The 14433-nt window shown below is 45.3% G+C and carries 14 protein-coding genes and 2 tRNA genes; 2 read left to right on the forward strand and 14 right to left on the reverse strand.

Features of this window, described 5'->3' with window-relative positions; translation table 11 throughout:
• Nucleotides 1-22 precede the first annotated feature (22 nt).
• Complete coding sequence (locus tag H8K36_RS02350; protein WP_186915264.1) at nt 23-367, forward strand: flagellar basal body rod C-terminal domain-containing protein; 345 nt, start codon at nt 23-25, stop codon at nt 365-367.
• Here H8K36_RS02350 and H8K36_RS02355 read toward each other — a convergent pair whose 3' ends face one another.
• The 13 genes from H8K36_RS02355 to H8K36_RS02415 form a co-directional block, all read right to left on the reverse strand.
• A complete protein-coding gene (locus H8K36_RS02355) occupies nt 368-1138 on the reverse strand; it encodes a sulfite exporter TauE/SafE family protein (RefSeq protein ID WP_186915263.1) in 771 nt (256 codons plus the stop codon).
• Between the two features lie 15 nt (nt 1139-1153).
• Nucleotides 1154-2557, reverse strand: coding sequence for an oxygen-independent coproporphyrinogen III oxidase (gene hemN, locus H8K36_RS02360; RefSeq protein ID WP_186915262.1), 1404 nt, complete (start codon nt 2555-2557; stop codon nt 1154-1156).
• 4 nt (nt 2558-2561) lie between these two features.
• Complete coding sequence (locus H8K36_RS02365; protein ID WP_186915261.1) at nt 2562-2777, reverse strand: hypothetical protein; 216 nt, start codon at nt 2775-2777, stop codon at nt 2562-2564.
• Nucleotides 2778-2876: 99 nt separating this feature from the next.
• Nucleotides 2877-3434, reverse strand: coding sequence for a FixH family protein (locus H8K36_RS02370; protein WP_186915260.1), 558 nt, complete (start codon nt 3432-3434; stop codon nt 2877-2879).
• 11 nt (nt 3435-3445) lie between these two features.
• On the reverse strand, nt 3446-4858 hold the full coding sequence (ccoG, locus tag H8K36_RS02375) for a cytochrome c oxidase accessory protein CcoG (protein WP_186915259.1): 1413 nt from the start codon (nt 4856-4858) through the stop codon (nt 3446-3448).
• A 55-nt stretch (nt 4859-4913) separates the two neighbouring features.
• Nucleotides 4914-5912 (reverse strand): cytochrome-c oxidase, cbb3-type subunit III, encoded by a 999-nt coding sequence (ccoP, locus tag H8K36_RS02380; protein ID WP_186915258.1) that lies wholly within the window; start codon nt 5910-5912, stop codon nt 4914-4916.
• Nucleotides 5913-5914: 2 nt separating this feature from the next.
• A complete protein-coding gene (locus tag H8K36_RS02385) occupies nt 5915-6061 on the reverse strand; it encodes a cbb3-type cytochrome oxidase subunit 3 (protein ID WP_186915257.1) in 147 nt (48 codons plus the stop codon).
• Nucleotides 6062-6084: 23 nt separating this feature from the next.
• The gene (gene ccoO / locus H8K36_RS02390; protein ID WP_186915256.1) at nt 6085-6702 is read right to left on the reverse strand and encodes a cytochrome-c oxidase, cbb3-type subunit II; all 618 of its coding nucleotides are present in this window, start codon (nt 6700-6702) and stop codon (nt 6085-6087) included.
• 26 nt (nt 6703-6728) lie between these two features.
• Nucleotides 6729-8168 (reverse strand): cytochrome-c oxidase, cbb3-type subunit I, encoded by a 1440-nt coding sequence (gene ccoN, locus H8K36_RS02395; RefSeq protein ID WP_186915255.1) that lies wholly within the window; start codon nt 8166-8168, stop codon nt 6729-6731.
• Between the two features lie 230 nt (nt 8169-8398).
• A complete protein-coding gene (locus tag H8K36_RS02400) occupies nt 8399-10324 on the reverse strand; it encodes a SurA N-terminal domain-containing protein (protein WP_186915254.1) in 1926 nt (641 codons plus the stop codon).
• 73 nt (nt 10325-10397) lie between these two features.
• A tRNA-Asp gene (locus tag H8K36_RS02405) sits at nt 10398-10474 on the reverse strand.
• A 21-nt stretch (nt 10475-10495) separates the two neighbouring features.
• Nucleotides 10496-10571: transfer RNA gene (locus H8K36_RS02410), tRNA-Val, on the reverse strand.
• Between the two features lie 45 nt (nt 10572-10616).
• Entirely contained in the window at nt 10617-10889 is a 273-nt protein-coding gene (locus H8K36_RS02415; protein ID WP_186915253.1) for an HU family DNA-binding protein, read from the reverse strand.
• A 396-nt stretch (nt 10890-11285) separates the two neighbouring features.
• Here H8K36_RS02415 and nadB point away from each other — a divergent pair, with 396 nt between their 5' ends.
• A complete protein-coding gene (gene nadB, locus H8K36_RS02420) occupies nt 11286-12905 on the forward strand; it encodes an L-aspartate oxidase (RefSeq protein WP_186915764.1) in 1620 nt (539 codons plus the stop codon).
• Nucleotides 12906-12964: 59 nt separating this feature from the next.
• On the opposite strand, the gene radA is transcribed toward nadB, so the two are convergent.
• On the reverse strand, nt 12965-14347 hold the full coding sequence (gene radA, locus H8K36_RS02425; protein ID WP_186915252.1) for a DNA repair protein RadA: 1383 nt from the start codon (nt 14345-14347) through the stop codon (nt 12965-12967).
• Nucleotides 14348-14433 lie beyond the last annotated feature (86 nt).

The raw sequence follows: 14433 nt of genomic DNA on the forward strand, positions 1-14433 counted from the left end.
ACGGTGAAAGGAGATTTTTATCATGGCAATTTCTGCACTTAATTCGGGGATCTCAGGGATGCGTGCATTCGAAAGTGCACTTGAAAGCTCTGCGCACAATGTTGCCAATGCCAGCACGTCCAATTTTCAACCGCAAGTAAATAGCTTTCAAGAAGGTGTGAATGGCGGCGTAATTGTGAACATTAGCCAAGCAAGCAAAGCCTTATCCGCGCAAGTCAATGGCGAGACATCAAATCAAGCTAGCGGCACTGATCTCAGCACGGAAATCACTAACTCCATCCAATACAAATTTGGTTTCCAAATGGCGGCCAAATTGGTCAAAACCAGCGACGAGATTCTCGATACATTGATTAATATGAAGAAATGACTAAGGACGCACCGGCGTAATGCATAAAAACGCTGGCATGGACTGCATGTCATAGAAAACTAAGCCCAGTATAGCTAGACCAATCAATACCAATCCCACAACGATACGTAAAACGTAAGTCACTGCAGAAGCTCTAATCTGCTGTGACACAAGTTGTGTCACTAGTAAGTGGGGCAATGCAGCGAGACCAAAAATCAACATCAAGATCGCACCTGACCAAGCTTGTCCTGAGAGAATTGCGAATGGTGCAACGGCATAAGTCAAGCCACATGGAAGCGCGCCCCAAGCTAAACCCAATAAGATTGGATGTCGACTTCCTTTTCGCATAGATGGCATTAAAGCTTGTGAAATCGAAGCAAAAATCCGATTACCAGACCTCGGCCACGGCAAACTCACGCCAACTAACCTCAGACCAAGCAAAAGCAAGAGTATATTGGCGAAGAAAAACAAATACGGTGTTGCCCCCCTCATCCAAGTCCAAGACATCGTGACTGCGCCCACTCCACCGAATACGGCGCCAATTAAACAATATGTTGTGATACGGCCTGCATGCAAGAAAACAAGATACGCAATCTGTTTGCTAGGGTTCGGGCTGCGATGTGCTTGAATTGGGATTATGTGTTGCGCCGTTAATTGCACGGCAGATTTTTCTGAAGGAAAGCTTGGCAACTTCGCTAAGAGGTGGGAGATACCACCACACATACCAACGCAATGAAAGCCGCCGATCAAGCCGGCGGAGATCACCGCAAAAAGCATAGGCCAAGTTAGCATGAAAGCGTGCTCGGATCAGATAAGTTTTGAATACTTCGCTTCGGTCTGGCGAGATAAGTATTGATCAAATACCATACTAAAGGCCCGTACAAACATCCGTCCCTTAGAGTTAACACGAACAGAATTATCATCAATACTGATTAACTCTTCTTCAGTGTAAAACTGAAGGCGATCTAACTCGGAAGAAAAATAGTCTTTAAAACGAATTTGATGTTTGGCTTCTATATCTGCCATATTGAGCGTGCTACTGCACATCAAATCCATAATGATTTCACGTCGCATTAAATCGTCTTCGTTAAGATCAAAGCCTTTTTCGACAGGAAGTATGCCTTGATCTAAGGCTCCATAATATTCATCCAACGTACGGAAGTTTTGACCATAGGATGCCCCTATTTTGCCAATCGACGACAAACCTAAAGCGATCAGATCGCAATCTGCGCGTGTCGTATAGCCCTGGAAGTTACGATGCAAGCTTCTATCTTTCATCGCTAAAGCCAAGCTATCATCAGGTTTTGCGAAATGATCGAGCCCGATGTAGACATAGCCAGCATCGAGTAGGCGACGTATCGACATCAAAAAAATCTGGAGACGTTGTTCAGCCGAAGGTAAATCGATTTCGTTAATTCGACGCTGCGGTTTAAAGCGGGTCGGTAGATGTGCGTAGTTATACAACGCTATACGTGCAGGCGACAGTTCGATTACTTGATCTAAAGTTTTCGAAAAACTCGTAAGATCTTGTTTAGGCAAGCCATATATCAAATCGAAGTTAATAGATTGGAACCCTGCTGCCCTACTCTCCTTAATGCATTTCTCGACCATCTCATACGGCTGAATACGATGCACAGCGATCTGCACTTGCTCATCAAAATCTTGCACCCCAAGACTGGTTCGATTGAATCCAAGTTCCGCAAGAAGATTTAAGTATTCCGTCGTCACGGTACGCGGGTCTATCTCAATCGAGATTTCTGCGTCTGCAGAAAAAGTAAAATGCGAATGCAGCATTATCATTAGTTGCCGCATTTCGACTTCGCTTAAGAATGTTGGTGTGCCACCGCCTAGGTGTAACTGTGACACCGTTTCTGGTGTGGTCAAATGCTGCTTAATGAGTTGCAGCTCTTTTTCCAAATAAGTCAAATATGTCGCGGATTTACTTCTATCTTTGGTAATAACCTTATTGCATGCACAGTAGTAACAGAGCGACGCACAAAAAGGGATGTGAATATAGAGGGACAAAGGTGGACGATTCGCGTTGCTACTACGCTGTTCCAAATATCGAATATAAGATTGCGCTGTAAAATCCGCGTGAAAACGATCCGCAGTTGGGTAAGACGTATAACGAGGCCCCAATGAATCAAAACGACGAATCAACTCTTCCGAAATTTCTAAATTATCACTACGCGTCACGACTCTTGTATCCATGTAATTACCGTATTTTTTGTAAGAGAAAAGTCGTAATCCAACTGGAAAGGCAACCCAAAGCCCAAAACATCAAAAATCCGATGGTATAGGCGCCAAGCATGTGTACCTGAACTTTCTCGTCGAGAATGATTAACTCCATCGGATCAACCAAGCTGAAGAAAATACCAGTGGCCACACATGCCATCAAGAAACCAGGCCACAATACGACCATCAGTTTCATACCTAGTGAAAATCTTTCTTCTTTTTTAATGCGATTTTCCAAACCTATCTCCTCTTTTTGTACTAACTTTTGAAGCACTCACCTGAGGATTACGTGCTCTTAGTTTGCCACAGACAAAACTAAATTTCTTTGCAGTGGATCATACCAATCGCCTGTTAGACGCCAGTCATTTGTCTCAAGTTTGACATGCAACAATTTTACTGCACTTGTATCAAGTGCGTTCTTCCCTTTCATCGCATCACGTAAATCTGCCTGATACTTTCCAGCACCAACAAGTTTTAATGGAACCCGACGCACAATTTCCTCGACCGAACCATTTACCGCTCCCGAGGTGGCGATACTGAGTTGAACGGTCTCTGGTAAATCGGCGCGGGATTGCAGATCTAACTGTATTGATTGTGATTGCACGTTCAATTGCATTTTTGCGTTTAAATGAAGTTCGCGAGCCTTAGCATCGCGTTGCAAGTTGGTATTGATCATCAGACCTTGCTTATAATAGTCTTTGGCAACGACTTGATCGGCCCCGCGCATAGCAATGAAACCCGTAAAAAGACTAGCACATACGACGATCAAAGGGCCACCGACTACCAGCAATAACCAAGGCTCTTTGTACCACGCATCTTTTTTCAGCGGTTGAGTAAGGATTCCTGAATTCATATTCATTCCAATTATCTAGGTACAATAAACACGGCTTTTTCGGTCACCGTGACATTCGCTTTTTCTTTATCGGTAATCGTAAACTTAATACGATTCGATCCCGTACTTGCTGATCCTGCTGGCACCCTCACCCTCACTGGAAAAGCCTTAGAACTGGCCGATGGAATCGCCACACTATTTTCATTAACGATCTCAGCTCCGACCAAACCTTTAACAGAAATAATATACCCACGCGGAGATTCTTGGGTATTCATTATTTGCAAGCGATAGACGTTCTCAACACCACCTGTCTCAGTAATTTTAGGCATTGCTCTATCCCGCAACACGTCGACCTTCAACGGTACACGATAAGCCAAGGACGCTGCTGCCACCAAAATAATGAGACACAAAATTCCGGTATAAACCAATGTACGCAAACGAAACACGCGTTTCCACATCGCTTCGCTATTCATTTTGCGTTTGAGTGCATGTTCAGTGGTATAACGTACCAAACCTCGTTCGTAACCCATCTTATCCATGACTTGGTCGCAGCCATCAATACAGGCGCCGCAGGCGATACACTCATATTGCAAACCATTGCGAATATCAATTCCGGTTGGGCATACCTGGACACAGATACCACAATCAACGCAGGCACCAAGTCCCTGCTCTTTATAATCGACCTTCTTATTGCGAGAACCGCGTGGTTCACCACGTTCGGTATCGTAAGTCACAATTAAAGTGTCTTTATCAAACATCGCACTTTGGAAGCGCGCGTAAGGACACATGTATTTGCAGACTTGCTCGCGCATAAAACCAGCGTTACCGTAAGTTGCGAACGCATAGAATAATAACCAAAAGGTTTCCCATGGCCCCAAACTAACATCGATCACCTCGTGGGCGAGAGTACGGATTGGGGTAAAGTATCCAACAAATGTAAATCCTGTCCACAGCGCGATTGCGATCCATGCGCTATGTTTGATAGATTTTAAGCGTAGCTTTCGTGCCGACATCGGAGCTTCATCAAGCTTCATACGAGCACCACGATCACCCTCAACCTTTGCCTCGATCCAAAGAAAAATTTCTGTGTAAACAGTTTGTGGACAAGCATATCCACAGAATAGCCGCCCTGCGATAGCGGTAAAGAGAAAAAGAGACAGCGCAGAAATAACTAAGAGCACTGCCAAATAGATGAAATCCTGTGGCCACAGAACCAGCCCGAAGATGTAAAACTTACGATTGACCAAATCAAACAATATCGCTTGACGATCATTCCAGTTCAACCAAGCTGCACCATAAAAAAGGACTTGCGTAAAAAATACCAACACCCAGCGCCACGACTGGAACCATCCTTTTTGTGTACGCGGATAGATCTTTTTCCGCTCCTCAAATAAAGCGAGTTCAGCTTCTTCAATGGCAACTGGAATGATTGGTATTTTCTTCATAAACTAATCCTAGATACTGCCTTTTTGTTGGCATCTCTCGATGCCAACTTTGAAATTACTTTGATGCTGCGGTGCTCTCTGTCGCACTTTCAATTTGCTTCAGTGCACCAGCATCTGCAGCGGAAACAGTGTTGCTACCGCTATTTGACAAACCCCAAACATAAGCAGTCAACAAATGTACTTTTGCATCGGACAACAAAGTCTTATGCGCTGGCATTTGGTTTGCACGGCCTTTGTTGATCGTCTCCATGATGGTGTCAATACCACCACCATACAACCAAACTTTGTCTGTCAAATTAGGTGAGCCCAAGGCTTGGTTGCCTTTACCATCTGCACCATGGCACGCCGCACAAACGCCAAACTTCGATTTACCCAATGCAGCTTTGATTGGATCATGCGCTGTGCCGGATAAACTCAAGACATAGTTGGCGACGTTGCGTACATCGTCATCCGAGCCCAAGGCCGCGCCCATTGGAGGCATTTGACCTTGACGACCTTCCATGATCGTAGTCTTGATAGTTTGTGGATCGCCACCATACAACCAGTCACTGTCAGTCAAATTTGGATAACCTTTGCCGCCTTGGGCATCAGATCCATGACATTGTGCGCAAGTATTGAGAAACAAACGCTGACCAATTTCATGCGCTTGTGGATCCTTTGCAACCAGAGCGACGTCGGTGTTCAGAAACTTGTTGAACAATGGGCCATACTGCGCTTCACCGTCCTTCATTTCCTTATCATAGGCGCCTGTTTGAGACCAACCGAACTTCCCTTGATATGCGCCGAAACCTGGATAAACAACAAGGTATCCAATGCTGTAAATTAAAGTTAGGTAGAACAACCACATCCACCATTTTGGTAATGGATTATTCTGTTCCATCAGCGTCTCATCCCAGACGTGACCGGTAGTTTCAGCTGGCAAAGGCTTGCCATCAGAACCAATTTTCACTTTTACTTTTGATTGGGACCACAACAATATCGCACATACCAAGATACTGATTGCAGTGACAACTGCAATCGCTGTGCCCCACCATTCGCTAATAAAATCTGCCATGGCTATTTTCCATTCTCTTCATCTTGTGGCAACTTCGCCAATTCTTCGAAACGGGCTTTATTGTTAGAACTAAAAGCCCAGTACAGGATGCCAATGAATGCAATCATGCTGATCAAGGTCATCACACTACTGACGATAGTAAAGTTCATACTAAGTTCCTTTCACAAAAGACCTAGTTCTTGTTTTTGATCGCAGTACCCAACACTTGCAAATAAGCGATGAGTGCATCCATTTCAGTTTTGCCAGTCACATCGGCTGCGGAGCTGCTGATCTCCTCTTCTGTATATGGCACACCGAGAGTGCGCATTGCACGCATTCTTGGCGCAATGCCTTGAGCATCAACATTTGCTTTCGCCAACCATGAGTACGATGGCATATTCGATTCCGGTACCACAGCGCGTGGATCCATTAAATGATCACGGTGCCAGGTATCACTGTAACGACCTCCAACACGTGCCAGGTCAGGACCTGTACGTTTACTACCCCATTGGAATGGATGATCATAGACAGATTCACCCGCTACAGAATAGTGACCATAACGTTCAGTCTCTGCACGGAAAGGACGAATCATTTGTGAATGGCAGCCATAGCAACCTTCACGCAGATACACATCACGTCCCGCCAATTGCAGAGCTGAGTAAGGCTTAACACCTTGCACTGCTTGTGTCGTCGATTTTTGGAAGAACAAAGGAACGATCTCAACTAGGCCACCGACACTAATTGTTAAGATCACCAACACTAACATCAGACCGATATTTCTTTCGATCAAATCGTGAGTAAATTTACGCATTCTATTTCTCCTAATGGCGTCTTAAATTAAGCGTGCGCCGCTTGCGCTGGCAATGCAGGAATCGCATCGTTTGCAGGCTTCGCCATCATGATCGTTTTCGCCACGTTATAAACCATCAATAACATGCCGCTTAAGTACAACAAGCCACCAGTTAAACGAATCACATAGTACGGATAGGTTGCTTTTACAGACTCAACGAAGGTATAAGTCAGAGTACCGTCTTCGTTCACTGCGCGCCACATCAAACCTTGCATCACACCTGCAATCCACATTGCAGCGATATACAAAACGATACCGATCGTCGCAATCCAGAAATGCATCTCGATCAAACGTTTGCTATACATTTCTGTTTGACCAAACAAACGTGGCACTAAGTAGTACAAGCTACCAATAGAGATGAAACCAACCCAGCCTAGAGCACCAGAGTGAACGTGACCTACTGTCCAGTCTGTGTAGTGCGACAAGGCATTGACTGTTTTGATCGCCATCATTGGGCCTTCAAAGGTAGACATACCATAGAAAGACAATGAAACGATCAAGAAGCGCAAAATAGGATCAGAGCGCAATTTGCTCCACGCGCCAGACAAAGTCATGATGCCGTTGACCATACCGCCCCAAGATGGCGCTAGCAAAATCAGCGAGAACAACATACCTAATGATTGCGCCCAATCAGGCAATGCGGTGTAGTGCAGATGATGTGGGCCCGCCCACATGTAAGTGAAAATCAATGCCCAGAAGTGAACGATGGACAAGCGATAAGAATAAACTGGACGACCAATTTGTTTTGGTACGAAGTAGTACATCATACCCAAGAAACCTGCGGTCAAGAAGAAACCCACTGCATTATGGCCATACCACCATTGCACCATTGCATCTTGCACGCCAGAATACGCAGAGTAGGATTTCATGAAGTTGACAGGCATTGCAGCGCTATTCACGATGTGCAGCACTGCAACCGCGACGATGAATGCACCGAAGAACCAGTTTGCAACGTAAATATGCTCAACTTTGCGCTTAACCAGCGTACCAAAGAACACGACCGCATATGCAACCCAAACCAAGGCGATCAAAATATCGATTGGCCATTCCAGTTCCGCATATTCTTTACCTTGTGTAAAACCAAGAGGTAAAGTGACCGCAGCAGCAACAATCACCAATTGCCAGCCCCAAAACACAAAATCAATCAAGGGACCACCGAACAAGCGAGCATTCGTTGTACGCTGCACCACGTAGAAAGAGGTCGCAAACAGTGAACAACCACCAAACGCGAAAATCACCGCGTTAGTATGCAAAGGACGCAGACGTCCATAACTTAGCCAGGGAATACCACTAATCAAATCAGGCCAGGCTAGCTGAGCAGCAATCAACACGCCAACTAGCATGCCGACCACTCCCCAAACTACGGCCATGACAGAAAATTGGCGAACAACTCTATAGTTGTAGGTGTTTTCATTGTTTATTGTCATGATCTCACTCGGTTAAAAAAAGATACAGATGCAGGATAACAACCGTTGTTACTACTCACATTGATACAAATCAAAGACTACATTTATTGCAAAGCAACTTTTACGAGTTTAGAGAGATTTATCCAAAGCACTCTCGAAGTCGACCTAAAAACAACTGTTTAGACGAAAAAAAAGACAGCTACTTGAGCTGTCTTTTTATTTGAAGGTGATTAGATCTCACCAAAATCACTTTACTGAACTGGTGTATCTGTCGATGCTTTGCTATTCAGAACCGATTGATTTACAACCACTTTCGCGCGCTGCTTCAATGCCTCAATATAGCTAAACACCTCCTGCTGAGCGATTGCGTTTTCGAGTTGTTTAACCTCGTTAGCGCGACGAGCCAAATCAGGTGTGCCTGCAGCAACTTTAGCAATACGGTATACCTCATAACCAACACCCGGCGTCTCTACTCCGACGAATGCGGGCAATTTTTGCGTATCCGCCTTCATGACGGCAACAAAAGCTTCAGGTGCAATTTCGGCTTTTTTGGCGCGCGATACTGTCTTCAAAGTGGAGAATCCTACACTCGAATCAGCAAGCTTAAGCGCCTCAATTTTCGCTTCGCCAGCTTTCTTCGCGAGGGCTTGGGATTCTGTTTGCACCAATTGCATTTGGATACCAGCTTTTACTTCATCAAAAGCACGTTTGCTCTTTGGTTTGTAGTCCAAAACGCGCGCAGACACCAAGGTGCTTGCTGCTACTTCTGTCGGGTCTATATTGTGCTTCTTCTTCAAAGACTCATCTGAATAAATCGCCTTCAAGAACTTGGCATTATTAGTCACCAGTGATGGTGGCAACGCGGGGTTCGGCTGGCGAGATAGATTATTGACCTTCTCGAGCTTTAGCTTCAATTTATCGGCGACCGTTTGCAAATTATCAGACTGTTCTACCAAATTTGTAAATGTTTCCGCGGCCTCAGCAAAAGCCTTTGACGCTTTTTGCGTTTTAATATCCGCCATTAGTTCGCCCTTTACTTCTTCAAGTGGCTTGACAGAAATTGGCTTAATTGCAGTAAGTTGAATGATATGGATACCATATTCACTTTGAACCAATCCGCTTATTTCGCCTTCTTTGAGTTTAAATGCAGCGTCATCAAAGGCTTGCACCATCGCGCCACGGGCGAAAAAGTCGAGATCGCCGCCGCGCTCTGCAGATCCTAGATCTTGTGAATTTTCTTTCGCCAACTTGGCGAATTGTTCCGGTGATTTACGCACTTGTGCCAACAAAGCTTCTGCTTTCGCCTGCACAGCTTTCTTTTCTGCATCGCTAGCATCTTTCTTCAAGTTCAGCAAAATATGGCTCGCACGACGTTGTTCTTTAGTCGTATAACGATCTTTATTCTGATCATAATACGCCGCAACATCTGCGTCAGATACAGTAATTTGTTCTGTTAATGCGTCTGCGCTCAAAACGACATATTCAGCACTTAAGGACTCCGGCACTTCGAACTGCGCACCATTCTTGTCATAAAATGCTCGCAACATCGCGTCAGTGATTTTCACTTCAGCGAGAAAATCTTTGGACTTAAAGGAAATCGCTTGAACATCGCGCTCTTGCTCTGAGATCAAAGCAATACGCTCTGCAATTGTTTTTGGTGTGATAGCAGAATACTGAATTGCATTCACCAATTGTTGCGTTGCCAAATCTTGACGCAAACTCGCCTCATAAGCTGCTGGAGTTAAACCTTGCATTGCCAACAGGCTTTTGTAACGATCTTTATCAAAGCTATTATCTGGTTTTTTCAGGCCTGGAATTTCAAGAATATTTTTTTGCAGTGTTTCGTCGGTGACTGCGAGATTGGACTTACGCGTTTCCATACTAATGGCCTTACGCGAAATCAAATCATCCAAAATACCTTTTCGCATTTCAGGAGTATTGAGCAGCTGCGCATCAAATTCTGGGCCATAAGCTTGCTTCAATCGATCCAGTTGATTGCGTAAAGCCTGATTGAACTCCTCCATTGGGATGGATTCCGATCCGACTTTAGCGACTTCAGCTTGTTTGCCGGAAAAACTCGAAAAGCCGACTACCCCACCGACAACAAACGATGGAAAAATAATCAGCAAAAGTAAGAACTGCATTACGCGCTGATGTGTACGAATATACTCAAACATGTTGCACCGACCAATTCACAAATTGCATTTCGTAATAAGAAAAAAGGCGAACATATGTTCGCCTTTTAGATGTTGGCGGAGCGGACGGGGCTCGAACCCGCGACCCCCGGCGTGACAGGCCGGTATTCTAACCAACTGAACTACCACTCCAAATACAGCTTCATAGATAACTGGTGGGCGCTGAGAGGCTCGAACTCCCGACCTAAGCCTTGTAAGGGCTCCGCTCTACCAACTGAGCTAAGCGCCCAATTACCTACAAACAACAATTTAGTTACCTAAATTGCGAAGAGCATTAGTTTACCGCATCTTTCAAAGCTTTGCCAGGCTTAAATTTAGGAACCTTGGCAGATTTGATTTTAATTGCTTCTCCAGTACGTGGATTGCGACCTGTGCGAGCAGCACGTTTACCGACTGAGAAAGTACCAAAACCAACGAGGGTCACTGTACCGTTCTTTTTCAGAGTTGTTTTCACCGCGCCAATCAATGCATCTAATGCACGAGCAGAAGCAGCTTTCGACAAATCAGCACTCTTAGCGATATGGTCGATCAATTCAGTTTTATTCACTTATGGTCCCCTCACAAAAAAATTAATACAACGATGATATCTTTCGGCTTCTATTGAGTCCGTGCATCTTCCACGGCCTAGCGGAAAAATTGCATCCGGTATTAGATCAAGCGCGTCTACATTGTGTCAAGCGGTTTGCATGCTTTTTTGGAATCCTTGTTTAAAAAACAGGGAAAACGACAGTTCTATCTCGATGACTCATTCAAAAAGCATCTTTCGATAAGGGGTAAATCTATACTCCACGCTTCCATGACTCAGTATTTCTAGCGATAAGTTCACAACGATAGAGAACCAAGGTGGCACATTGATTAAGCAAAATCGCATATAGTTGAGCCCTTTATTGAAAATCACACGCTTTAAAGCACTAAAGCACCACTTTCACGGTTTATTCTAATGATGAAATTTGATGTCGCCATCGTAGGCAGCGGTTTAGCGGGACTCTCAGTTGCACTTCATTTAGCCAAGACACATAAAGTCGCAGTCATTTCCAAAAGAACGCTGTTGGATGGCGCTAGCAACTGGGCTCAAGGGGGAATTGCCGCAGTGCTAGATTCGCATGATAGTCATGAACAACATATCGCTGATACCATCATTGCCGGCGGTGGCCTATGCGATGAAGTCGCGACAAGAAACATCATTGAGCAAGGTCGCGCAGCAATTGATTGGCTGATCGAACAAGGTGTTCCTTTCACCAAAGATCATGAAGCAGAATTGGGCTTTCATCTCACACGAGAAGGTGGGCACAGCCAACGTCGCATCATTCACGCAGCCGATGCCACTGGGCATGCCGTGCAGGTGACACTTGAACAGCTCGTGCGCAATCACCCCAATATTTCTTTGTTCGAACACCACTACGCCATTGATGTCATTACCTCAGGTAAGGTCGGCGACACTTCTGCGACACCAAAGTGCCTAGGACTGTATGTTCAAGACGTCAAAACAGGCACGGTACACACTTTTAGCGCTCAGCATACTGTCATGGCCACTGGCGGTGCAGGAAAAGTCTATCTCTACACCACCAACCCCGATACAGCGACAGGTGATGGCATAGCTATGGCATGGCGCGCGGGTTGCCGAGTAGCGAACATGGAATTCATGCAGTTTCATCCTACTTGTCTCTACCACCCCTATGCCAAATCGTTTCTTATTACAGAAGCGGTTCGAGGCGAAGGTGGTGTATTGAAGCTACCAACTGAAGCTGGTGCTGCTGCAGGCACTCGCTTCATGTTAAGTCATGATGATCGTGCTGAATTAGCGCCCCGCGATGTGGTGGCTAGGGCTATCGACTTCGAAATGAAAAAACGTGGACTTGACTATGTGGAACTTGATATCAGTCATCAAACTCCTGAGTTCCTCAAAGAGCATTTTCCAACAATCTATGCACGATGCTTAGAACTCGGCATCGATATCACAAAACAAGCAATTCCTGTTGTGCCAGCTGTTCATTTTACCTGTGGTGGTGTGGTCACCGACACTATGGGGCGCACAGACATCCCTGGTTTATATGCTGTAGGCGAAACAGCATATACCGGCCTACATGGTGCTAACCGACTTGCAAGCAACTCTTTACTTGAATGTTTGGTAGTTGGCAAAGCCGCAGCGCATCACATCGCCGAACAATCGCGCACCGAGTTACCAGAACTTCCAGCCTGGGATGAGAGCCGTGTATCAGACGCAGACGAGGAAGTAGTGATCGCCAATAACTGGGAAGAATTACGCCGCTTTATGTGGAATTATGTGGGCATCGTACGAACAACAAAACGTCTAGAACGCGCAAAACATCGCATTCAATTATTAAAAGAGGAAATTGATGAGTATTACGCCAATTTCCGCATTTCCAATAATTTACTGGAATTACGTAATCTCGTCGAAGTTGCGTCTCTGATCGTCAACAGTGCATTATCGCGTCGCGAAAGTCGTGGCTTACATTACAGCAGAGATTACCCAGATACCCTTCCCAAAGCATTGGCAACTGTAATGACCCCAAGAATTCGAAATAAGCTGACAAAGAAATAAACACAAAAGGCTCCGAAAATGGAGCCTTTTCCTCTCATAACGAATGACGTGCCGCTGAATTAATCATCAACACTATCAACGTCACGAATCTTGTTGAGAGCTTCATCAATTCTATCGACAGCGATAATTTTCAAACCTTCTATTTTCTGTTTAGGCGCATTCGATTTAGGAATCATCGCCACAGAAAAACCAAGTTTTGCAGCCTCACGCAACCTTTCTTGACCACGTGGCGCCGGTCGAATTTCACCAGCTAGCCCAACTTCACCAAAAACTACTAAACCACGTGGCAACGGTTTATTTCGCATGGAAGAGTTAATCGCCAAAAGTACTGCGAGATCCGCTGCGGGCTCTGTGATTTTTACACCACCAACTGCATTGATAAAGACATCTTGATCAAACGCTGCAACACCTGCATGGCGGTGTAATACAGCTAGAAGCATCGCTAAACGATTCTGTTCCAACCCCACCGACAAACGTTTCGCATTGGGCGCATGCGAGGTATCTACCAACGCTTGAATTTCAACCAATAAAGGGCGAGTTCCCTCTTGCGTCACCATCACACAAGAGCCGGCCACTTGAGCGTCATGCTGAGAAAGAAACAAAGCTGATGGATTGGAAACTCCCTTCAGCCCTCGCTCTGTCATCGCAAACACACCCAGTTCGTTGACTGCACCGAATCGATTCTTAATCGCTCTTACCAAACGATAACTCGAATGCGTATCTCCCTCAAAATACAAGACAGTATCAACAATATGTTCGAGTACGCGAGGTCCGGCCAGAGCCCCTTCCTTCGTCACATGACCTACCAAAATCATAGTGATATTGCTCGACTTAGCAACACGTGTTAATTGCGCAGCGCATTCACGCACCTGGGCCACAGATCCCGGGGCTGAACTAAGTGCGTCGGAATACATGGTTTGAATAGAATCTATCACTACCACCTGAGGCTTATGATCGGCCATGGTGTTGAGGATTTTTTCCAACTGAATCTCTGCCTGCAGAGAAACTTGATCCGTTTCTACCATTAGACGCTTAGCACGTAGCGCAATTTGCGCCCCTGATTCTTCGCCGCTGACGTATAGTACTTTTTTGATTTTTGCGAGACTAGACAGCGCCTGCAACAACAGAGTTGACTTACCAATACCTGGATCGCCACCAATCAACACCACACCACCAGGCACTAATCCACCACCAAGGACGCGGTCAAACTCCTCAATCCCAGTGCCAAATCGCGGTACATCTTCCGCCTCAATCTGTCCCAGATTCAATACTGGTGCCGTTTGAGCAATTCCTTGATACTTTTGAGAGAATCGATTTCCTGCTTCTTCCACGACAGTTTCGACCAAGGTATTCCATTGCAGACAAGAGGGGCACTGTCCCGCCCATTTGCTTTGAACTCCGCCACATTCGGTGCAGGTGTAATTTGTTTTTTGTTTTGCCATTATGAATAGAGACTGCAATAGTTAAAAAAATCAGCCAAAACTACTGATATTTTACACAGTATCAAGCAAAGAGATTGTCGTATTTC

The sequence above is a fragment of the Affinundibacterium nitidum genome (genome assembly GCF_014284155.1).
In the GTDB taxonomy this organism is placed as follows: Bacteria; Pseudomonadota; Gammaproteobacteria; order Burkholderiales; family Burkholderiaceae_D; genus Undibacterium; species Undibacterium nitidum.

Coding starts and splice junctions, on each gene's coding strand:
- H8K36_RS02355 (WP_186915263.1), bottom strand. CDS start 1,138: ATGCTAACTTGGCCTATGCTTTTTGCGGTGATCTCCGCCGGCTTGATC.
- ccoP (WP_186915258.1), bottom strand. CDS start 5,912: ATGGCAGATTTTATTAGCGAATGGTGGGGCACAGCGATTGCAGTTGTC.
- H8K36_RS02385 (WP_186915257.1), bottom strand. CDS start 6,061: ATGAACTTTACTATCGTCAGTAGTGTGATGACCTTGATCAGCATGATT.
- H8K36_RS02350 (WP_186915264.1), top strand. CDS start 23: ATGGCAATTTCTGCACTTAATTCGGGGATCTCAGGGATGCGTGCATTC.
- H8K36_RS02400 (WP_186915254.1), bottom strand. CDS start 10,324: ATGTTTGAGTATATTCGTACACATCAGCGCGTAATGCAGTTCTTACTT.
- ccoN (WP_186915255.1), bottom strand. CDS start 8,168: ATGACAATAAACAATGAAAACACCTACAACTATAGAGTTGTTCGCCAA.
- ccoG (WP_186915259.1), bottom strand. CDS start 4,858: ATGAAGAAAATACCAATCATTCCAGTTGCCATTGAAGAAGCTGAACTC.
- ccoO (WP_186915256.1), bottom strand. CDS start 6,702: ATGCGTAAATTTACTCACGATTTGATCGAAAGAAATATCGGTCTGATG.
- H8K36_RS02370 (WP_186915260.1), bottom strand. CDS start 3,434: ATGAATTCAGGAATCCTTACTCAACCGCTGAAAAAAGATGCGTGGTAC.
- H8K36_RS02365 (WP_186915261.1), bottom strand. CDS start 2,777: ATGAAACTGATGGTCGTATTGTGGCCTGGTTTCTTGATGGCATGTGTG.
- radA (WP_186915252.1), bottom strand. CDS start 14,347: ATGGCAAAACAAAAAACAAATTACACCTGCACCGAATGTGGCGGAGTT.
- hemN (WP_186915262.1), bottom strand. CDS start 2,557: ATGGATACAAGAGTCGTGACGCGTAGTGATAATTTAGAAATTTCGGAA.
- nadB (WP_186915764.1), top strand. CDS start 11,286: ATGAAATTTGATGTCGCCATCGTAGGCAGCGGTTTAGCGGGACTCTCA.